Annotated in this window: 18 protein-coding genes; 11 read left to right on the top strand and 7 right to left on the bottom strand. The window is 66.3% G+C overall.

What is annotated here, in order from left to right:
• The first annotated feature begins 140 nt into the window (after positions 1-140).
• On the top strand, positions 141-290 hold the full coding sequence (locus ACR652_RS07315) for a hypothetical protein (RefSeq protein ID WP_434505861.1): 150 nt from the start codon (positions 141-143) through the stop codon (positions 288-290).
• Positions 291-489: 199 nt separating this feature from the next.
• Here the strand turns inward: ACR652_RS07315 and prmC are convergent, their stop codons facing one another.
• Entirely contained in the window at positions 490-1,401 is a 912-nt protein-coding gene (gene prmC, locus ACR652_RS07310; RefSeq protein ID WP_434505860.1) for a peptide chain release factor N(5)-glutamine methyltransferase, read from the bottom strand.
• A 6-nt stretch (positions 1,402-1,407) separates the two neighbouring features.
• Positions 1,408-3,300: a molecular chaperone HtpG gene (gene htpG / locus ACR652_RS07305; RefSeq protein ID WP_434505859.1), complete on the bottom strand. Its 1,893-nt coding sequence runs from the start codon at positions 3,298-3,300 to the stop codon at positions 1,408-1,410.
• Between the two features lie 450 nt (positions 3,301-3,750).
• Here htpG and ACR652_RS07300 point away from each other — a divergent pair, with 450 nt between their 5' ends.
• Positions 3,751-4,167, top strand: coding sequence for a DUF2794 domain-containing protein (locus ACR652_RS07300; protein ID WP_434505858.1), 417 nt, complete (start codon positions 3,751-3,753; stop codon positions 4,165-4,167).
• 82 nt (positions 4,168-4,249) lie between these two features.
• Here the strand turns inward: ACR652_RS07300 and ACR652_RS07295 are convergent, their stop codons facing one another.
• Positions 4,250-5,020, bottom strand: coding sequence for a Bax inhibitor-1/YccA family protein (locus ACR652_RS07295; protein WP_434505857.1), 771 nt, complete (start codon positions 5,018-5,020; stop codon positions 4,250-4,252).
• Between the two features lie 462 nt (positions 5,021-5,482).
• Here ACR652_RS07295 and ACR652_RS07290 point away from each other — a divergent pair, with 462 nt between their 5' ends.
• A complete protein-coding gene (locus ACR652_RS07290) occupies positions 5,483-6,262 on the top strand; it encodes a hypothetical protein (RefSeq protein WP_434505856.1) in 780 nt (259 codons plus the stop codon).
• Between the two features lie 65 nt (positions 6,263-6,327).
• Here ACR652_RS07290 and ACR652_RS07285 read toward each other — a convergent pair whose 3' ends face one another.
• Entirely contained in the window at positions 6,328-7,125 is a 798-nt protein-coding gene (locus tag ACR652_RS07285) for a lytic murein transglycosylase (RefSeq protein ID WP_434505855.1), read from the bottom strand.
• A 165-nt stretch (positions 7,126-7,290) separates the two neighbouring features.
• Here ACR652_RS07285 and ACR652_RS07280 point away from each other — a divergent pair, with 165 nt between their 5' ends.
• Both ACR652_RS07280 and ACR652_RS07275 read left to right on the top strand, forming a co-directional pair.
• On the top strand, positions 7,291-8,829 hold the full coding sequence (locus ACR652_RS07280) for a YifB family Mg chelatase-like AAA ATPase (protein ID WP_434505854.1): 1,539 nt from the start codon (positions 7,291-7,293) through the stop codon (positions 8,827-8,829).
• 20 nt (positions 8,830-8,849) lie between these two features.
• Positions 8,850-10,574, top strand: coding sequence for an ATP-binding protein (locus ACR652_RS07275; RefSeq protein WP_434505853.1), 1,725 nt, complete (start codon positions 8,850-8,852; stop codon positions 10,572-10,574).
• Here the strand turns inward: ACR652_RS07275 and ACR652_RS07270 are convergent.
• Positions 10,529-11,407 carry a pirin family protein gene (locus tag ACR652_RS07270; protein ID WP_434505852.1) on the bottom strand — a complete coding sequence of 293 codons (879 nt, stop codon included), beginning with the start codon at positions 11,405-11,407 and terminating at the stop codon, positions 10,529-10,531. The two genes, ACR652_RS07275 and ACR652_RS07270, sit on opposite strands and share 46 nt — an antisense overlap.
• Before the next feature lie 141 nt (positions 11,408-11,548).
• Here ACR652_RS07270 and ACR652_RS07265 point away from each other — a divergent pair, with 141 nt between their 5' ends.
• Complete coding sequence (locus ACR652_RS07265) at positions 11,549-11,869, top strand: DMT family transporter (protein WP_434505851.1); 321 nt, start codon at positions 11,549-11,551, stop codon at positions 11,867-11,869.
• Here the strand turns inward: ACR652_RS07265 and ACR652_RS07260 are convergent.
• Entirely contained in the window at positions 11,866-12,975 is a 1,110-nt protein-coding gene (locus tag ACR652_RS07260) for an amidinotransferase (protein ID WP_434505850.1), read from the bottom strand. The two genes, ACR652_RS07265 and ACR652_RS07260, sit on opposite strands and share 4 nt — an antisense overlap.
• Before the next feature lie 260 nt (positions 12,976-13,235).
• Here ACR652_RS07260 and rpmI point away from each other — a divergent pair, with 260 nt between their 5' ends.
• From rpmI to ACR652_RS07235, 5 genes are all read left to right on the top strand, one after another.
• Positions 13,236-13,436, top strand: coding sequence for a 50S ribosomal protein L35 (gene rpmI, locus ACR652_RS07255; protein ID WP_434505849.1), 201 nt, complete (start codon positions 13,236-13,238; stop codon positions 13,434-13,436).
• Positions 13,437-13,477: 41 nt separating this feature from the next.
• Positions 13,478-13,843 carry a 50S ribosomal protein L20 gene (gene rplT, locus ACR652_RS07250; RefSeq protein WP_434505848.1) on the top strand — a complete coding sequence of 122 codons (366 nt, stop codon included), beginning with the start codon at positions 13,478-13,480 and terminating at the stop codon, positions 13,841-13,843.
• A gap of 139 nt (positions 13,844-13,982) precedes the next feature.
• Positions 13,983-14,123 carry a hypothetical protein gene (locus tag ACR652_RS07245; protein ID WP_434505847.1) on the top strand — a complete coding sequence of 47 codons (141 nt, stop codon included), beginning with the start codon at positions 13,983-13,985 and terminating at the stop codon, positions 14,121-14,123.
• Positions 14,124-14,381: 258 nt separating this feature from the next.
• A complete protein-coding gene (lpdA, locus tag ACR652_RS07240; protein ID WP_434505846.1) occupies positions 14,382-15,818 on the top strand; it encodes a dihydrolipoyl dehydrogenase in 1,437 nt (478 codons plus the stop codon).
• 132 nt (positions 15,819-15,950) lie between these two features.
• Positions 15,951-16,493 carry a peroxiredoxin gene (locus ACR652_RS07235; RefSeq protein WP_434505845.1) on the top strand — a complete coding sequence of 181 codons (543 nt, stop codon included), beginning with the start codon at positions 15,951-15,953 and terminating at the stop codon, positions 16,491-16,493.
• A 138-nt stretch (positions 16,494-16,631) separates the two neighbouring features.
• On the opposite strand, the gene aspS is transcribed toward ACR652_RS07235, so the two are convergent.
• Positions 16,632-18,413, bottom strand: a complete 1,782-nt coding sequence (aspS, locus tag ACR652_RS07230; RefSeq protein WP_434505844.1) for an aspartate--tRNA ligase — start codon at positions 18,411-18,413, stop codon at positions 16,632-16,634.
• Positions 18,414-18,446 lie beyond the last annotated feature (33 nt).

Here is an 18,446-nt window from a genome sequence, read left to right as displayed (position 1 = left end):
AAGCTCTGCGCTTGCAGCGCATGACGCGACTGGCCGGGTCGACAAAGCGCCGTGTTTTCCCGCCAAAGAATGATCGTCCCGCCTGCGGTTCTCGGCCGCGCGCTCGGACAGATCGCTCAATCGGGCGCCTGGCCGCGCCCGTGAAATCCAAGATCCTGCCACTCATCGCTGCGCGATTTGGCATCGGCGACGCCGCGGTTCTGGCCCGGTCGTTCCCATGCGAGCCCTGGCGGATTTCAAGCGCCGCGCAGCTTCAAGGGTTGCGCGTGGCGACGGTCGACGTCGCCTGAACCACCGGGATCATGCAGCTTACACGCCAGCTTCGGCCGGCCTTGCCTGGGTCGCTCACGAAGCGGACCCGCGAATCTTCGAGATCCCCATCTCGATGTCGGTCAGCTGTAATTACAAAGACTATAGGGGCTGCCCCCCCTCCCGCCAAGTGCGGCCTTGCCGAAAGACAGTGAAAAACTGAGCACTGTAGCCAATATGTCACGAACTGAGCCGTTGAGCCCGAGCCGTCACGACCCGTTCATGGCCGCCGGCGTCTCTTGCGACGCCCGCGATCTCCAGGCCCTGCGCGCGCAGCAGCGCCGCAACGCTGGCCGCCTGATCGAAACCCACTTCGAGGGCGACGAGACCGCCCGGCGCGAGCAGCCGACGCAGATCGGCGGCAATGTCGCGATAGCAGTCGAGTCCGTCGGCGCCGCCGTCGAGCGCCAGCGCGGGATCGTGCAGCCGCACCTCCGGATCGAGCGTCGCAAGATCTCCGGCGCGCACATAAGGCGGGTTTGAAACAATAATGTCGAAAACCGCCGCAAGCGCGTCGCCCCATCTGCCACGGAGAATCCCCGCCCGGTCGCCGAGGCCGCAGCGTGCGAGATTGGCGCGCGTCGCCGCGCAGGCGGCCTCGGACAGATCGACCGCCACGCCCCACGCATTGGGCAATTCGCTCAGCAGGGCGCAAAGGATCGCCCCCGACCCCGCGCCGAGGTCGAGAATGGACAGCGGCGCGGCGCGGTCCGCGATCAAGGCCAGCGTCGCCTCGACCAGCGTCTCCGTATCGCCGCGCGGATCGAGCACGTCCGGCGCGACCATGAGGTCGAGCGTCCAGAAGCCGCGCGCGCCGAGGATGCGCGACACCGGTTCGCGCGCGGCGCGGCGGATCGCATATTGCGAGAGCCTATCCGATTCGTCGGCGGCAAGGGGCGTCTGCGGCGACAGGGCGAGGTCGAGCCGGCTCAGGCCGGCGGCGGCGCGCAGCAGCGCGCGCGCATCGTCCTGCGCCGTAGCCGCCTCCACGCCATGCTCGGCAAGGAACGCCGCGACCTGCGCGATGGCCTGGGCGCGGGAGGGCGGCGGCCCCCCCGAGCCAGTCAGACGGAAGACGGGGTCGAGGCGCACGGTCCCCTAGACGCCTCTGGCCATGAGCGCGCCGAGGCGGCGGGCGAAGGCCGAGGGGTCGACCGGCGCTTCGCCATCCGCCACGCGGGCGAGATCGAGCAGCAGATACATGCCGTCGGCGCCGCCTTCGCGGCCCTTGTCGCGCAGGCTCGCCGCCAGCGCGGCCACGGCCGGATGTCTGGGGTTGATCTCCAGCACCGGCTTGCCGAGCAGCGCGGTCTGCCCCGACTCCGCAAGAAGGCGCGAGAGCTGCCGGTCGAGGCCGTTGTCGGATGCGATCAGGCAGGCGGCGCTTTCGGTGAGACGCGTCGACACGCGCACGTCCTCGATCGCGTCGGCGAGCGTCTCCTTGAGGGCCGACACCAGATCGCCGACATTTTCCGTCGGCGCCGTCTCCTCCCCGGGCGCGTCGACAAGGGGAATGAGGTCGATATCCGCCTGACCCTGCGTGACGGACTTGAAGGGCTTGCCGTCGAAGCCAAGCGCGCTGGTGACCCAGAAGGCGTCGACGGCGTCGTCGAGCAGCAGAACCTCCACGCCTCTCGCCCGGAAGCCTTCGAGCTGCGGGCTTGTCGCCAGCCGCTTCGCGTCGTCGCCGGTGATGTAATAGATGGCGGTCTGATTCTCGCGCAGATCGGCCACATAGTCCTTCAGCGTGCGCGTCTTGCCGTCCGACCTGGTCGAGGCGAAGCGCGCAATCGCGAAGAGTCCGTCGCGGCGACTCGGGTCCTCATGGAGCCCCTCCTTGAGGACCGCGCCGAAATTCTCCCAGACGGAGGCGAATGTCTCGGGCTCGTTCTCGGCGAGCTTGCCGAGCTCCTGAAGGAGACGGGTCGCCACGGCCTTGCCGATGGAGGCGAGCACGGGGCTCTTCTGCGCCATTTCGCGCGAGACGTTGAGCGGAAGATCGGCGCTGTCGACGACGAGACGCACGAATCGCAGCCACGCCGGCAGAAGCTCGACGTCGCGCGAGATCAGCACGCGGCGGACGTAAAGCTTGGATTTGCTCTTGCGGCTCGGCTCGAAGAGATCGAAGGGCCGCGCGCCCGGCACGAAGGCGAGCACGGTGTATTCGGTGCGGCCTTCCGCGCGCCAATGGGCGACCAGCGCCGGTTCGTCGAAGCCGCCGGACATTTGCCGGTAGAAGTCGGTGTATTGCTCCTGCGTGATCTCGGACTTCGGCTTCGTCCACAACGCGACGCCATCGGCGATGCGGCGCGGCTCCTTGCCCGGCTCCTCTATCAGGTCGATCGGGGTGGACACCGCCCCGGAGTGCTCGCGGACGATGCTCTCGAGTCGCCAGGGCTCCAGGAATTCGTCGCTTTCGGCGTTGAGATGGAGCGTGACCCGGGCGCCCACGGGCGGCGCGTCGGCGAGCGCAAGCGGCGCGATCGAATAGGCGCCCTTGCCCTGCGACGACCAGAGCCAGGCCTCGTCCTGCCCCGCCCGCCGGGTGGCGACCTCGACGAGGTCGGCGACCATGAAGACGGAGTAGAAGCCCACGCCGAAGCGGCCGATCAGCGACGAACCCTCGCCGCCCTCCTTGCCGACCTTGTCCAGAAAGGCGCGCGTGCCGGAATTGGCGATGGCGCCGAGCGCGCTGATCAGCTCGTCGCGCGACATGCCGACGCCCGTGTCGGAGACGGTGAGCTGGCGCTTGTCCTTGTCGAGCGTGATGGTGATGAGCGGCGCGCCCGCCTGAGCGGCGAGCCTTTCGTCGGACAGTGATTCGTATCGCAGCTTTTCGCAGGCGTCGGCGGCGTTCGAGATCAGTTCGCGCAGAAACACCTCGCGCTCCGAATAAACGGAGTGGGCCATGAGTTCGAGGAGCTGCGCGACATCTGCCTGGAAGCCGAACTGCTCGGCCTGCGGCGCTTCGGTTGCAGCGTCGTTTGTCATGCGGTCTCCAAATGCGCATCGGCTCCGCCCGGCGGAGCGCTCAAAATCAAGCGGGGGTGATCGCGGCCAGACGGCCGCGTTTCCTCCAGTTCGTCATTCGCGCGGGAAATGCAAGGCGCCGGCCCTGCAAAGACAAGGTCGGCTCGGGATTTCTCCCGGCCGACCCGTCCATCGCTGCGATCGTTGATGACTTGCGAACACACAGTCCCGGGGGGCTGGGGGGCTGACGAAAACCGGAAAAGCGCGTCGAAGCCAATCGCAGCAATGTGAGAACATATTGTCCGGCGCGTTTGGCCTGCAAGGGGCTCAATGCTGGCAGAAATGTGAATTTTGCTATGTAATGGTTATGGTTAAGCTAAATCAAAAGCTATTGTGACGCACCCGTGACGAAGGGGGGTTGCCGTGGAGCCCTCATCGCGCAAACATGACAGAAGAGACTGGAGAAGCCTGATGGCGGAGTCGGAGACGACGGAGCCGAGCCGTTCTCGCCCTTCCCTCGTGGTTGTGGCGGGGGCCGGGGGGGCGAGACAGGGCGAATCGAACGTGGCGCCGTCCCGCGCGGCGGCGCAGGTGTCCTTCGACAGACGGGAGCTCAATCTGCTCTTCAATCTGTACGGGACGAAGGTGGCGGCCGGCGAGTGGCGCGACTACGCGCTGGACTTCACGCCCGCCAAGGCGGTTTTCTCGATCTTTCGACGAACCAGCGAGGCGCCGCTCTATCGGATCGAGAAAAATCCGGAGCTCGGACGCCGGCAAGGCGCCTATGCGGTGATCGCCGCATCCGGTCTCGTGATGAAGCGCGGCCACGATCTCTCCCGCGTTCTGCGTGTTCTCGACCGCGGCCTGAGGCTCGTCGGGGCGGAATAGCGCGCCGCGCCGGGCCGCGAGGCGCCTGGAAAACAAAAAGCCCCGCGGGGGCGGGGCTTTCCAAAACCGTCAGCAACTCGGCTCAATCGTTGCGCTGGCCGAAGAGGAACAGCAGCGACTGGAACATGTTGATGAAGTCCAGGTAGAGCGACAGGGCGCCGAAGACGCTCTTCTTCTGGGCCACTTCGTAGCCATCGCCCTCGTAATACATGTCCTTGATGTTCTGCGTGTCCCAGGCGGTCAGGCCCGAGAAGATCAGCACGGACAGGATTGACAGCGCGAACTGGAGGCCGCTCGACTGCAGGAACAGATTGACCAGCCCCGCGATCACCAGACCCCATACGCCCATCACCAGGAAGGAGCCGAAGGCCGACAGGTCGCGTTTGGTCATGTATCCGTAGATGCTCAACCCGCCGAACGCCGCGGCCGTGATGAAAAACACGCGGGCGACCGACACGCCGGTGAACACCAGCAGGATCGACGACATCGACAGGCCCATCACCGCCGAGAAGGCGAGGAAGAGGTTGCGCGCCGAGGCGGCGGACATGGAGTTGGCGCGCGCGCCGAGCATGAGGACGAAGCCCAGCGGGGCGAGCATGACCACCCAGCGCAGCGGCGTCGTGTAGAGCATCTGGCCGAAGGGCGACAGCGCGACGAGCTTGCCGCCGACAAAGGTCGGGCTGGCGAGCAGATAGGTGCCGAGCGCGACGAGACCCGTCACGGCGAGGCCGAGCGTCATATAGTTATAGACGCCGAGCATATAGCTGCGCAGGCCCTCGTCGATCTCGGCCGTGGTCGACCGGGCGGCCCCGCGGCCGTAGCCGAAGCTCGAGTTACGGTCGTAGTGAGACATTGCGATCCTCTCGATCTCCAAGGCCCGACGCGCGCGGCGTTCGCCCTCGCTCGTGGCCTCAACCATTATGGCTATCAGCAATATGGCTTGGCCCGAATTGGGTGGCAAGGCGGCGCCGGATGAACTCTTGTTAAGGTGGCGCCTTCCTTAACAGTCTCGAAAACCGGGCGGCTCCGGCCGCCGTTTTGGCCGGCGCTGCTTTCGGCAAGGAAATCCGATTGTTCCTGACAGGGGCCGCGCCGCGTCGGGGCCTTGCCCCGGCGCGCGCCGGCGCCGCTGCCAAGCATGTTGCACAGCGGAATAGATGACCGATTGTCGCACCCTTGCTGTACTGGGCGAATACGCTAACATCGAGGAAATGGCGTTGCCCGGCCTTCCGGTGGGTGGGGGGAATCGTCGGCGCGTTTTGGGTTGATCCTGAGAGCTGCGTGTCTTTGCCACACGGAAGGCCAGGAGGAGAAGATGAGTGACGACGCTTCAACTTCGTTTCAGGCCCGTATGAGGCCTTTCAAGCATTTTGCCGCCGCTGCGGCGCTTGCGGCGATCGGCGCATTCGCCGCCGTTCCCGCCGAGGCGCATGGCCGTCTCGGCGCGGCCGAAGGCCGCTGCCGCCTGTTCATCGGGCCGGACATCATGAATTTCACCGGCTACCTGCCGGAGGCCTCGAAAAACGAGTTCTGCGAAGACATTCCGTCCACGGGGCCCATGATTATGGTGCTCGACGCGGAGCAGGAAGAGCTTCGCGACATGAAAATCGCGATTCGCATCGTCAAGGATGTTGGCGCGGACAAGGAAAGCGAGAATCTCGACGCCGTGACGGTGGCCTATCAGCCGCCCAAGTCCTATCCGACCGGGACCGTCAATTTCGAACATACGTTCAAGGAGGGCGGCTATTTCGTCGGCATCGTGACCGTCACGGGGGACCATGGGGAACAGTGGGTGTCCCGTTTCCCCTTCTCCGTCGACCGCTCCTTCATGCGCGATTTGCCGGTCTATCTGACCATGGCGCTGGGGGTCATCGCGGCCTTCGCCATTTATCTCGTGCACCGCCGGCGCAATCCGCCGCCGCATATCGCGACGGCGGCCGCCGCCTTCAAGGAGCCGCCGCCTCCGCCCGCTCCCGAACCGGAGGCGCGCCCCGATGACGCGCCCGCGTCGGAGGAGTCTGGCGACGGCGCCGACGCGCGCAAGCGCGACGACGATCACGACGACTCGGACAATTACAAGACGGCGGCCGAATAGCCCGCCGCCGCTTCCCCGCGCCTGTCAGGCGGTCAGCCACGAGCGGCTGGCCGCCTGTTGTTTTTTCACTCGTCGCCGCCGTCGATCTGACGCCCGATGATGGCGATGGCCCGCTCATAGACCGACGCGGCGTTCCAGGCCTGGATGGCCTCGAAATTGGGCTCGCCGGGCTGGTAGCCGGCCCCTGCGCGCCAGCCATGCTGGTGCAGGAAATTCGCCGTGGCCATCAGCGCGGCGCTTGCATTGTCGAGATTGCCGCCCATGCCATAATTGAGAATGTTCTTGGGCAGAAACTGCGTTTGCCCGATCTCGCCATGCATGGAGCCGCGGGCGTTCGGCGACAGCGCGCCATGGTCGATGAGCTTCAGCGCCGCATAAAGCTGGTCGGTGAAAAACTCGGAACGCCGGCAATCATAGGCGAGCGTCGCCACGGCGGAGAGCGCGTGCTGATTGCCGTGAACGGCGCCGAAGCCCGTTTCCATGCCCCAGATGGCGAGGAGGGGTCCCGGCGGAACTCCGTAGCGCTGCTGAATGGCGGAGAACAGGCCGGCCTGTGACCGCTTGAGCTGGCGGCCGCGCGCGACGATGGCGGAGGCGCCGCGTTTGGCCATGAACTGCTCGAGCGACAGGCGGAAGCTCTTCTGCCCGCGATCGGCCGAAATCGTCGCCGAGTTGTAATGCGTGTCCATGAGCGCGTCGATGCCCGCAGGACCCACGCGCCCGCGCGCCTCCTCGGCGAAAGTCTGCTTCCAGTTTTCGAAACCGCCCGGGCCGTTGCCGCATTGCGCGGCCGCCGCGGGCGTCGCGTTCCAGAACGCCATCGCCAATGCGAGCGACGCCGCGCTCGAGAAAAACCGCTTCATCAGGCCTCCTCCGGGCTCAACCGAAACGCCGCGAGCCTAACCCATTTTGCCGCTGCGGCAACTGTGCGGCCGCCGCGCGGATGTTCGTATCTTGTTCTTGCGGACAGCCATGGGGGATATTATAGTGAAGCTGACGTTTGAATCATTGTTTTGGAGTTCCGGCTTATGGCGGTCAGGGTGGCCACGGTCGCTTTCGAGGGAGTGGAGGCGCGGCCGGTCGACGTGCAGGTGCAGATTTCTCCGGGATCAGTCGTTTTCAATGTGGTGGGGCTCGGCGACAAGGCTGTCGCGGAATCGCGCGAGCGGGTGCGCGCGGCGCTGATCGCCTCGGGCCTCGCGCTTCCGGCGAAGCGGATCACGGTCAATCTGGCGCCGGCCGACATGCCCAAGGAGGGCAGCCACTATGATCTGCCGATCGCTCTTGGCGTGATGGCGGCGATCGGCGCGATTCCCTCCGACGCGCTCGAAGGTTACGTCGTCCTGGGGGAGCTTGCGCTCGACGGCGCGCTGACGCCTGTCGCCGGCGTGCTGCCCGCGGCGGTCGCGGCGAATGCGCGGGGGCAGGGGCTCATCTGTCCGCAGGAATGCGGGCCCGAGGCGGCCTGGGCCTCGCGCGACATGGACGTGCTGGCCCCGCGCTCGCTGATCCAGCTTGTCAATCACGTGAAGGGAACGCAGGCTTTGGCGCGGCCCGAGCCGGCGGTGCGCGCGCCCGCGGCCGCCTTGCCCGACCTCTCGGACATAAAGGGGCAGGAGAGCGCCAAGCGCGCGCTCGAAATCGCGGCGGCGGGCGGCCACAATCTACTGATGAGCGGACCGCCGGGGGCGGGCAAATCCATGCTGGCCGCGCGCCTGCCGTCGATCCTGCCGCCGCTCACCCCGCGCGAGCTGCTGGAAGTGTCGATGATCCATTCGGTCGCCGGGCAGATCGCCGGCGGCGAGCTGACGGACAGGCGGCCGTTTCGCGCGCCCCACCACTCCGCGTCGATGGCGGCGCTGGTCGGCGGCGGAACCCACGCCAGGCCCGGAGAAATTTCCCTCGCGCATCACGGGGTGCTCTTCCTCGATGAGTTGCCGGAATTCCAGCCGCAGGTTCTCGACAGTCTGCGCCAGCCGCTGGAGACGGGGGAGGTCGCCATCGCGCGGGTCAATCACCGGGCCGTCTACCCCGCGCGCTTCCAATTGGTCGCCGCCATGAATCCCTGCCGCTGCGGACATGCGCTGGACGCCGGCTACGCCTGCCGGCGCCAGCCCAATGAGCGCTGCGTCGCCCAGTATCAGGCCCGCCTGTCCGGGCCGCTGCTCGACCGTTTCGACCTGCAGATCGAAGTGCCGGCCGTCACCGCCGCCGATCTGGTCCTGCCGCCGCCATCCGAGGGCTCGCGGCAGGTGGCGGCGCGGGTCGCCCATGCGCGAAACCTCCAGCGCGCCCGTTACGAGGCGCTGGAGCTTCCCGGCGTCACGGCCAATGCGGCGGCCCCCGCGGCGGTCATCGAGCGCGTGGCGATGCTGGACGGGGCCGGCGCGACGCTCATTCGCGAGGCCTCGGAGCGGTTCTCGCTGAGCGCGCGGGGCTTCCATCGCGTGTTGAAGCTCGCCCGCACCATCGCGGATCTCGATGGGGCCGAACAGGTCTCGCGCCCGCATCTCGCCGAGGCGCTGTCGTACCGGGCCGGACTCTCGAACAGCCGGGCCGCCGCGTGAGCCCCGTGGGCGACCCGATCATGATGATCGCCGCGCCCGGCATGGTTCTGTTCCTGCTCCTGGCCTGCGGTCTCCTGCTATGGCGCCATCGGGCGGTCGAGCAGCTCCGGCGGGAGGTCGCGCTTTTGCGCGGGGCGGCCGACGGGCGGGAGAAGGCGGAGGCCGCGAGTCTCGCGAAATCCCGCTTCCTCGCGACGGTCAGCCATGAAATCCGCACCCCGCTCAATGGCGTTTCGGGGCTGGCGCAGCTCCTGTCCATGACCCGGCTCGACGCCGAGCAGACGAGTTATGTCGACGCCATCGCCGAGTCGAGCCGCGCGCTGGCGCAACTCATCGACGACATTCTCGATTTTTCACAGATCGAGGCCGGCAGGCTCGCCCTGCGACAGGAAACCTTCGCGCTTGCTCCGCTTGTCGAAGGCGTCGTTGAACTGCTGGCGCCTCGGGCCCAGGGGAAAGGGCTGGAAATCGCCAGCTTCATCAGCCCGCACGCTCCGCGTGATATGATCGGCGATCCGGCGCGACTGAGGCAGGTCCTGATCAATCTGGTCGGCAACGCCGTGCATTATACCCCGCACGGCGGCGTCGGCCTGCGGGTCCATCACGATGGCGCTGCGCTTCGGTTCGATGTGTGCGACAGCGGGCCGGGCGTGCCCGATTCGGCGCGGCAAAAGATCTTCGAGGAGTTCGAGCGCGCCGATGCGTCGGCGACCCAGCGCCAGGGCGGGGCAGGGCTTGGTCTTGCGATCTCGCAGCGTCTCGTCGGCCTCATGGGCGGCACGCTGGCGCTGTCGGAGACATCCGCGGCCGGATCGACGTTTTCTGTCTTTCTGCCACTGGCGGAACGCGCGTCGGCGGTCCCCGAGAGGCCGCTCGAGGGGCAGCGCGTGCTCATTGTCGCTGAAGGCCCGTTCGAGGCGCCTTGTCTCGCTGAGACGCTCTCGACGGCCGGGGCGCGGCCAATGATCGACACATTCGAGCGCGCGGTGGCGCGCCTGGCGCAGGACGGCGTCGCCGCATATGACGTCGTCATTGCGGATTGCGCGCTTGGCCAGTCCGCGATCGCCGCTCTCGCCGCCCGCGCCCGCAGCGCCGCCGCGCGTCGCGTCCTTCTGCTTTTTTCGCCGCTGGAGCGGCGCCCCTTCGGCGAAGCGGCGCTGTGCGACGTCGACGGCTGGCTCGTCAAGCCGGTGCGCAGGGATTCGCTTCTCGCATGCCTCGCCGAGGATCGGCCGGAGGCGCGGGACGGCGCCGTCGCCGCCGGCGCCTTTCCGGCCCTCCACGGGCTCACGGCTTTGATCGCGGAGGACAATGACATCAACGCGCTCATTCTGACGCGCGGCCTCGGCAAGCTCGGCGCCTGCGTCACGCGCGTGCGCAACGGGGCCGAGGCGGTCGAGAAGGCGACGGTCGGGACGGCGCGGGGGGCCGCGCCCTATGACGTCATCCTCATGGATCTGTTCATGCCGGAACTCGATGGGCGCGCGGCCACACGCCTGATTCGCGAAGCCGAAGCCCGCGCCGGGGCGCGGCGCACTCCGATCGTCGCGCTGACGGCCAGCGCGTTCGAGCAGGACGCGCGCGCAGCCTGTTCCGCAGGAGTCGACGTCCTGCTGACAAAGCCCGTCGACCTCACTGTTCTCGCGGCGACGCTCGACGCGCTTCGCCAGCGGTCGGCGGCTCAGGTCGGCGCGCCCGGCTATGCGCCCGTCGGAGCGATGGCGCCGAACCTGCCCGAGCGATAATCTTCGACGGCCTGCCGGATTTCCCCGGCGGTGTTCATCACGAAGGGACCCTGCTGCACGATCGGCTCGTCGATCGGCTCGCCGCTCAACAGCAGCAGTTTGGCGTCCGCCTGCGCCGAAAGGGCGATCTCTCCGCCATGGCGCGCGAAGACGAGCGTCTCGCCCGCGCGCGCATGGCCCTGGCCATTCGCCACGACCGGCCCGTCGAGAATGACGGCGAGAAGGGTGTGCCCCTCCGGCAATTTGAAAACGGCGGTCTTGCCATCGTCGATGCGCACGTCCCAGACGTTCAACGGGGTCGCGGTTTGCGCGGGACCATGCGCGCCGCCGAAGTCTCCGGCAATGACGCGCACGAGGCCGCTCTCGTCGGCGAGGTCGACGCGCGGAATCGCCTCGTCGCGCAGGGTCTGATAGCGCGGCCCCGTCATCTTGAGGCGGGCGGGCAGATTGACCCACAATTGCAGCAGCTCCAGCCGGCCGCCGCGACGCGTGAAGTCGTCCGAGTGAAATTCCTCGTGGATGACGCCGGCGCCGGCGGTCATCCATTGCACGTCGCCGGGCCCGATGACGCCGCCCGCGCCTGTGGAGTCGCGATGCGCGACCTCGCCGTCGAGCACGATCGTCACGGTCTCGAACCCGCGATGCGGATGCGCGCCAACCCCACGCCGGCGATCCGAGGCGGGGAAATCGACGGGGCCCGCGTAATCGAGCAGGAGGAACGGGCTGACGCTCGCGCCATCGCCGCCGTGCGAGAAAAGCTGGCGCACGGGGAAGCCGTCGCCAACCCAGTGCATGGCGTCCGGCGCCGGATGGACGTGGATGATCTTCCTCATGGCGCGGGCTCCTTCGAGTCTTACCTTGGTCTCAGTCTCCCGAATTCAAACAGCCCCCTGCGCAGCGCAGGGGCGCCTGTGCTTGACGCGGCGCGCCCGAGGGCGAAGAAGGCCGGGAGAAGTTTCATCGGGGGAGACGTAATGGACTGGATCATCCTCATGATCGGGAGCGTTTGCGAGGTCGGCTGGCTCGTCGGCATGAAATATTCCGCCGGCTTCACCCGTTTCTGGCCCTCTGTCGTCATGGCCTTCTTCATGATCGCGAGCATTGGCTGCCTCGGGATCGCCGTGAAGACCATTCCGTCGGGCACGGCCTATGCGGTCTGGACGGGCGGCAGCATCGCCGCCGTCACCGTGGTGGGCGTTTATCTCTTCCACGAGCCGGCCACCCCGCTCCGACTGGCGTCGATCGCGCTCATCATCGCGGGGATGGTCGGGCTTCGATTCAGCGGCGTGGACTAGAAGTAGCTTTCCAGCGTTCCCCGGCGGCGCACGTCGAGCGTCGCGCAGTGGAACGCGCCGCCGAAGGCCGCGTAATGCAGGAAGGGAACCGGGATCGGTTCGAAGCCCCATTTCTCCACCTGCCGCATCATGTTGGTGTGGTGCGGATCGACGATCATGCGCTTCTCGTCGATCATGAGAATGTTCATGCTCAGCCATTTGCCGCACATGGACGTGATCTTGAGGATGCGGTCCTCGATCGGGTCCGGCTCCGGCGCGACCAGAATGTCCCATTTCTTGAGGATGTCCGGAAGCTCGTCGGGATAGATGTATTCGGGATTGATGAGGATCTTGCCCGGACCCAGCGGCAGGATCGTCGTGTCGATGTGCATGGGATTCGGGCAGCGGCTCTTGATCTCGTGAATGCGATAGCCCTCGCCCAGATGCCGCCGCAGCCACTCGATCCCCATGGCGTTGGTGACGTTGGAGCGGGTGACGAAAATATCGCGGCCGCAACGGAAGAAGTCGGCCGCGTCGAAGACCGGCTCGAATTCCGTGAGGATGTAGCGAATGGGCTCGCCCTTCTCGGGCAGCTTGAAGGCGGGGTCGAACAGTTCGTCGGTGAGCTGGGGCCTGGGGGCGGCGGTCCAGCGCGCGCCGCGACGGAAATAGTCTTTCAGAATCGGCCGGTAGGAGTGGGTCTCGAAATAGCGGCAGGGCCAGGCCATCGGCGTCTCGATGATCTCGTCGCCGATGACGAGCATCGAATCGCGTGGGCAGGAATTGCAGAAGCCGCGCGAGGACCAGTCGGGCGTCGAAAATTTGGCCTTGTGGTTATAAGGCTCCGGGCGTGTCACCTTGACCCCGAGCCGCTCCAGCACCTGGATGAAAGCGTCGAGCTCCTGCTGCGCCGGCTCCACCATGAACTTCGGAAAGCGAAAGCCCGCCGCCAGCGCCTGCGCCCGCGCCGCCATCCCCGGAATATTGCAGGTCACCACCGGGTGGTCGGAGGGGATCGTGGACCCCTCCAGGCGGCCGACGATGATTTCCTCCAGCGGATCCCACTCGTTATGCGAACTCACCGGGCGTTCGGTGAGCGGTTCTGGCAATGGCGCATGAACGTTCATGGTGTAAAGCCCTCGTCGGTCCCCAATTCCGCCCGGCTTCTTGCTGTCCGGGCGGGTTGAATATGGCTCTTGAACGGCGTCTGTCCACCGGCGCTTGCGTTTGGAGACGGTTTCGCTCTATAAGCCGGTCCTCTGAACCGCCCGGCCAGTAGATGGGCTGCCGTGGCGGTTCTTTTCGCTCGCGCGAAACGCGTCCTCAAGGTCCAGTCGGACAGCGGGCGCGAAAAAGAACAACAGGGCCACGGGCCCAGGAGAGCAAAATGCCCAAGCTGAAGACGAAATCCGGCGCCAAGAAGCGCTTCAAGATCACCGGGACCGGCAAAGTGGTCTATGCCCATCAGGGCAAGCGTCACGGCATGATCAAGCGCACCAACAAGGCGATCAGAAACCTGCGCGGGACCAGCGTTCTGTTCAAGACCGACGGCGACAACGTCAAGAAATACTTCCTGCCGAACGGCTAACCGTCCCCGACACCAACGCAGAATTCTGAAGGAGTTTCGTCATGGCTCGCGTGAAACGGGGCGTTACGTCCCACGCCAAGCACAAGAAGACGTTCAAGGCCGCGAAGGGCTTCTACGGCCGCCGCAAGAATACGATCCGCACCGCCAAGGCCGCGGTCGATCGCGCGATGCAATACGCCACGCGCGACCGCAAGGCCAAGAAGCGCACCTTCCGCGCCCTGTGGATCCAGCGTCTCAACGCCGCCGTGCGGGAGCATGGCCTCACCTATTCGCGCTTCATCGACGGCCTCGCCAAGGCTGGCGTCACCGTCGACCGCAAGGTTCTGTCGCAGCTCGCCATCGAGCAGCCGGCAGCCTTCGCGGCGATCGTGGCGCAGGCCAAGGCCGCGCTGCCGGCCGCTGCGTAAAGAACTGTAATAACAGGCGTTTGAAAAGCGTCCGCCAATGCTGGCGGGCGCTTTTTTGATTTATTCCAATTTTTTTGAGGATCAAAAGAAGCGGCTCGATTGTTGCTCCTTCCGGAGAGGGAAGACAGGAGTGACGTCCATGAAAGGCAAAGCGAAAGGCGGCGTCGTCGCCGCTGCGCTCGGCAAGTTGCTGGAGGCCGTGCGCGAGACGATCCCTGGTCCGGCCCCTGTTCTCAGGCCGATCCCGGTCCCTGTGCGGCGGCCAAATGACCGTCGATGAGCATCCAGCCCCTCTCGCCTGCGCCGCCCGCCTTCGTCCTTCGCGTCCTCGCGGATGACTTTTGAAAACCGCTTTTGGCGGCGCAGGCGTCCTGATGGATTGACAAGACGACATTCGGCTTCGCGCGTCTTCTGAATTTTCCGGCCGAAGCGGCCCGCTTCTCCGTTTCCCCCATAGCCCCCCCCCGCGCCGCCTGTCTCGACGAAGCCCTTGCGTGCGGCTAACACTGCTGTGCAGGCGGCGACAGACGAGGCTTCCATGAGCGCTTACGACGTTGTGGTGATCGGCGGCGGACCGGGCGGCTATGTCGCCGCGATCCGGGCCGCGCAGCTCGGGCTGAAAACCGCCGTGATCGAGCGCGAACATCTTGGCGGCATCTGTCTCAACTGGGGCTGTATCCCCACCAAGGCGCTGCTGCGCTCGGCCGAGGTCTACCGGCTCGCGCGGGACGGCGCCCAATTCGGCGTGACGGGCGCCGCGCCGGGCTTCGACTCCGCGCGTATCGTGGCGCGCTCGAGAGAGGCCGCTGCGCGGCTGAACGCCGGCGTCGGCTTCCTGCTCAAGAAGAACAAGATCGACGTGATCTGGGGCGAGGCGACGCTCTCCGGCAAGGGGGAGGTGAGGGTCGGCGCGCCTGCCAAGGCGCCGGTGACGCCGCAACTTCCGGCGCCGAAGACGACGCTGGGGGCGGGCCTCTATCAGGCCAGGCATGTCATCGTCGCGACGGGCGCGCGGCCGCGCGCGCTGCCGGGACTGGAGCCGGACGGTCGGCTCGTCTGGACCTATTTCGAGGCGCTCAAGCCCGAGCGCTTCCCGAAGTCGCTGCTGGTCGTCGGCGCCGGCGCCATCGGCGTCGAGTTCGCGTCTTTCTATCGCACCTTTGGCGTGGAGGTGACGCTGGTCGAGGCCTTGCCGCAAATCCTCGCCGCCGAGGACGCCGAGATCGCCGCTCTCGCGCGCAAGAGTTTCGAGAAGCAAGGCATCGCCATCCGCACGGCGACGACCGTCGCCGGGCTGGAAAGAAAGGCGGAAGGGGTCGTCGCGACCCTGAAGGGCGCCGATGGCGCGACGCAGACGCTGGAGGCCGAGCGCGTGCTGTCCGCGGCGGGCGTGGTCGCCAATGTCGAACATCTGGGGCTCGAGGCGCTGGGCGTCGCCCTGGAGCGGGGGGTGGTGAAGACGGACGGGCTGGGGCGCACCAATGTCGCGGGCGTTTACGCCATCGGCGACGTCGCCGGCGGTCCCATGCTCGCCCACAAGGCAGAGCATGAGGGCGTGATCTGCGTCGAGGCGATCGCGGGGCTCGATCCGCATCCGCTCGACAAGGGGCTCGTGCCGGGCTGCACCTATTGCCATCCGCAGGTGGCCTCGGTGGGGCTGACGGAGGAGAAGGCGAAGGCCGCCGGTTTCGAGATCAGGGTCGGTCGCTTCCCCTATCTCGCCAATGGCAAGGCCATTGCGCTGGGTGAGCCGGAAGGGCTGGTGAAGACGGTTTTTGACAAGAAGACGGGGCGCCTGCTCGGGGCGCATCTCATCGGCGCCGAGGCGACCGAGCTCATACAGGGCTTCGTGGTCGCCATGAATCTGGAGACGACCGAGGAAGAGTTGATGCACGCGGTCTTCCCGCATCCGACGCTTTCCGAGACCATGCATGAAAGCGTGCTCGACGCGTTCGGGCGCGCGATCCATGTGTGAGTCGTTCTCCCCGTGGGGCAGGGAGAGGGTTAGGGTATGTATCGGCAGGGATTCCCCGCGCGGCCTTGCCCCTCACCCCAACCCTCTCCCCGTGAAACGGTAGGGGAGTGTCGCTTTCGAAAGGGCTGGACGATGAAACGTCTTTTTCTCACGCTTGCTTTCGCTCTCTTCGCCACGGCCGCCTTCGCCATGCTGAAACCCGGCGACGCGGCGCCGGATTTTTCGATCCTCGCGGCGCGGGGCGGCAAGGACTTCACCTTCTCACTCAGGGACGCGCTGAAAAAAGGGCCGGTCGTTCTCTATTTTTATCCCAAGTCCTTCACCAGCGTCTGCACCGAGGAGGCGCATGAATTTGCGGAGGCGATGGATCAATTCTCGGCGATGAACGCGTCGGTCATCGGCGTGTCCGGCGACGGGATCGAGACGCAGCGGGAGTTTTCGACCAAGGAGTGTCGCGACCGGTTTCCGGTCGGCGCCGATCCCAAATTCGAGGTGATCAAGGCTTACGACGCCTCATTCAGCCTGCCTGTCGCGGGGCCGGTGTTCGCGAACCGCATTTCCTACGTGATTTCACCGGAGGGGCGGATTTTGTCGGCGGTCTCCGACCAGGGCGCGACGAAGCATATTCAGGATGCGCTGGAGACGGTGAAGAAATGGCGGGATGGGGGGAAATAGAGCCGACAAAACCCCCTCCCCAACCCTCCCCGCTTCGCGGGAGAGGGAGCAGATTGGGGCCTTCATCAGCAACGCGGATCGTGAGCGTTCCCTCTCCCGCGCCAGCGGGGGAGGGACAGGGCGGGGGGGCCTGAGAGCTTAAGCGCTCTTCTCCGGCAGGTTCAGCCTGATATGCAGCTCGCGAAGCTGCTTCATGGTCGCCTCTGACGGCGCGCCCATCAGCAGATCCTCGGCGCGCTGGTTCATCGGGAACAGCGTCACTTCGCGCAGATTCTCTTCCTCGGCGAGCAGCATGACGATGCGGTCGACGCCCGGAGCAATGCCGCCGTGCGGCGGCGCGCCATACTGGAAGGCGCGATACATGCCGCCGAATTTCTCGATCAGCACATCCTCGCCATAGCCCGCGATCTCGAAGGCCTTCTTCATGATCTCGGGGCGATGGTTGCGGATCGCGCCGGACGACAGCTCCACGCCGTTGCAGACGATGTCGTATTGATAGGCGAGAATGTCGAGCGGGTCCTTCGTCTCCAGCGCCTCCATGCCGCCCTGCGGCATCGAGAAGGGATTGTGCGAGAAGTCGATCTTCTTGTCCTCGTCGTTCCACTCGTACATCGGGAAATCGACGATCCAGCAGAATTCGAAGACGTCCGTCTTCGACAGACCCAGCTCCGTGCCGACGCGGATGCGCGCCATGCCGGCGAGCTTCGCGGCGGCGGCTTCCGCGCCGGCCGAGAAGAACACGGCGTCGCCGGCCTTCACGCCCGCTTTCGCGGCGATGGCCGCCTGCACGTCGGCGGGGATGAATTTGGCGATCGGCCCCTTGCCGACGAGCGCGCCGCCTTCGTCCTCGAAGATGATGTAGCCCAACCCCGGCGCGCCTTCCGAACGCGCCCAGTCATTGAGCTTGTCGAAGAAGCTGCGCGGCTGCGCGGCCGCGCCCGGCGCGGGGATGGCGCGCACGGTCTTGCCCTTGAACGCCTTGAAGCTGACGCTCTCGCCCTCGAACTCCGACGACACGTCGACAATGATCAGCGGGTTGCGCAGATCAGGCTTGTCGGAGCCATATTTCAGCATGGCGTCGCGGAACGGGATGCGCGGGAACTTCTGCGTGACGGGCTTGCCGTTGGCGAATTCCTCGAAGACGCCGCGCAGCACGGGCTCCATCGACTCGAACACGTCTTCCTGCGTGACGAAGCTCATCTCCACGTCGAGCTGGTAGAACTCGCCGGGCGAGCGGTCGGCGCGGGCGTCCTCGTCGCGGAAGCAGGGCGCGATCTGGAAATAGCGGTCGAAGCCCGCGACCATGAGCAATTGCTTGAACTGCTGCGGCGCCTGCGGCAACGCATAGAACTTGCCGGGATGCAGACGCGACGGCACCAGAAAGTCGCGCGCGCCCTCGGGGCTGGAGGCGGTGAGGATCGGCGTCTGGAACTCGAAGAAGCCGCCCTGTTTCATGCGCGAGCGGATCGAGTCGATGATCCGGCCGCGCAGCATGATGTTGTCGTGGAGCTTTTCCCGGCGCAGATCCAGGAAGCGGTATTTGAGGCGCGTATCCTCGGGGTAGTTCTGGTCGCCGAAGACGGGGAGCGGCAGCTCGCCGGCGGGGCCGAGCACCTCGATCTCCGCCACATAGATTTCCACCTGGCCGGTCGGCATGTCGGGGTTCTCGGTTCCGGCCGGGCGCTTGCGCACCTCGCCGTCGAGCCGCACCACCCATTCCGAGCGCAGCTTCTCGGCCTGGGCGAAGGCGGGCGAATCGGGGTCGACCACGCATTGGGTGAGGCCGTAATGGTCGCGCAGATCGATGAACAGCACGCCGCCATGGTCGCGGATGCGGTGGCACCAGCCGGAAAGGCGGATCTTCTGGCCCGCGAGCCCCTCGTTGGGCTCTCCACAAGTGTGCGAACGGTAGCGATGCATGGGCCGCTTTCGGTTTTTTCAAAATCGTCAGGA

Origin of the sequence: Methylocystis sp., assembly GCF_051061225.1 — a bacterium.
In the GTDB taxonomy this organism is placed as follows: Bacteria; Pseudomonadota; Alphaproteobacteria; order Rhizobiales; family Beijerinckiaceae; genus Methylocystis.
This window is presented reverse-complemented; position numbering and strand designations above follow the sequence as displayed.

Coding starts and splice junctions, on each gene's coding strand:
- rplT (WP_434505848.1), top strand. CDS start 13,478: ATGGCTCGCGTGAAACGGGGCGTTACGTCCCACGCCAAGCACAAGAAG.
- ACR652_RS07270 (WP_434505852.1), bottom strand. CDS start 11,407: ATGAGGAAGATCATCCACGTCCATCCGGCGCCGGACGCCATGCACTGG.
- lpdA (WP_434505846.1), top strand. CDS start 14,382: ATGAGCGCTTACGACGTTGTGGTGATCGGCGGCGGACCGGGCGGCTAT.
- ACR652_RS07280 (WP_434505854.1), top strand. CDS start 7,291: ATGGCGGTCAGGGTGGCCACGGTCGCTTTCGAGGGAGTGGAGGCGCGG.
- ACR652_RS07260 (WP_434505850.1), bottom strand. CDS start 12,975: ATGAACGTTCATGCGCCATTGCCAGAACCGCTCACCGAACGCCCGGTG.
- ACR652_RS07300 (WP_434505858.1), top strand. CDS start 3,751: ATGGCGGAGTCGGAGACGACGGAGCCGAGCCGTTCTCGCCCTTCCCTC.
- ACR652_RS07235 (WP_434505845.1), top strand. CDS start 15,951: ATGAAACGTCTTTTTCTCACGCTTGCTTTCGCTCTCTTCGCCACGGCC.
- htpG (WP_434505859.1), bottom strand. CDS start 3,300: ATGACAAACGACGCTGCAACCGAAGCGCCGCAGGCCGAGCAGTTCGGC.
- rpmI (WP_434505849.1), top strand. CDS start 13,236: ATGCCCAAGCTGAAGACGAAATCCGGCGCCAAGAAGCGCTTCAAGATC.
- ACR652_RS07290 (WP_434505856.1), top strand. CDS start 5,483: ATGAGTGACGACGCTTCAACTTCGTTTCAGGCCCGTATGAGGCCTTTC.
- ACR652_RS07275 (WP_434505853.1), top strand. CDS start 8,850: ATGATGATCGCCGCGCCCGGCATGGTTCTGTTCCTGCTCCTGGCCTGC.
- ACR652_RS07265 (WP_434505851.1), top strand. CDS start 11,549: ATGGACTGGATCATCCTCATGATCGGGAGCGTTTGCGAGGTCGGCTGG.
- ACR652_RS07285 (WP_434505855.1), bottom strand. CDS start 7,125: ATGAAGCGGTTTTTCTCGAGCGCGGCGTCGCTCGCATTGGCGATGGCG.
- ACR652_RS07245 (WP_434505847.1), top strand. CDS start 13,983: ATGAAAGGCAAAGCGAAAGGCGGCGTCGTCGCCGCTGCGCTCGGCAAG.
- ACR652_RS07295 (WP_434505857.1), bottom strand. CDS start 5,020: ATGTCTCACTACGACCGTAACTCGAGCTTCGGCTACGGCCGCGGGGCC.
- aspS (WP_434505844.1), bottom strand. CDS start 18,413: ATGCATCGCTACCGTTCGCACACTTGTGGAGAGCCCAACGAGGGGCTC.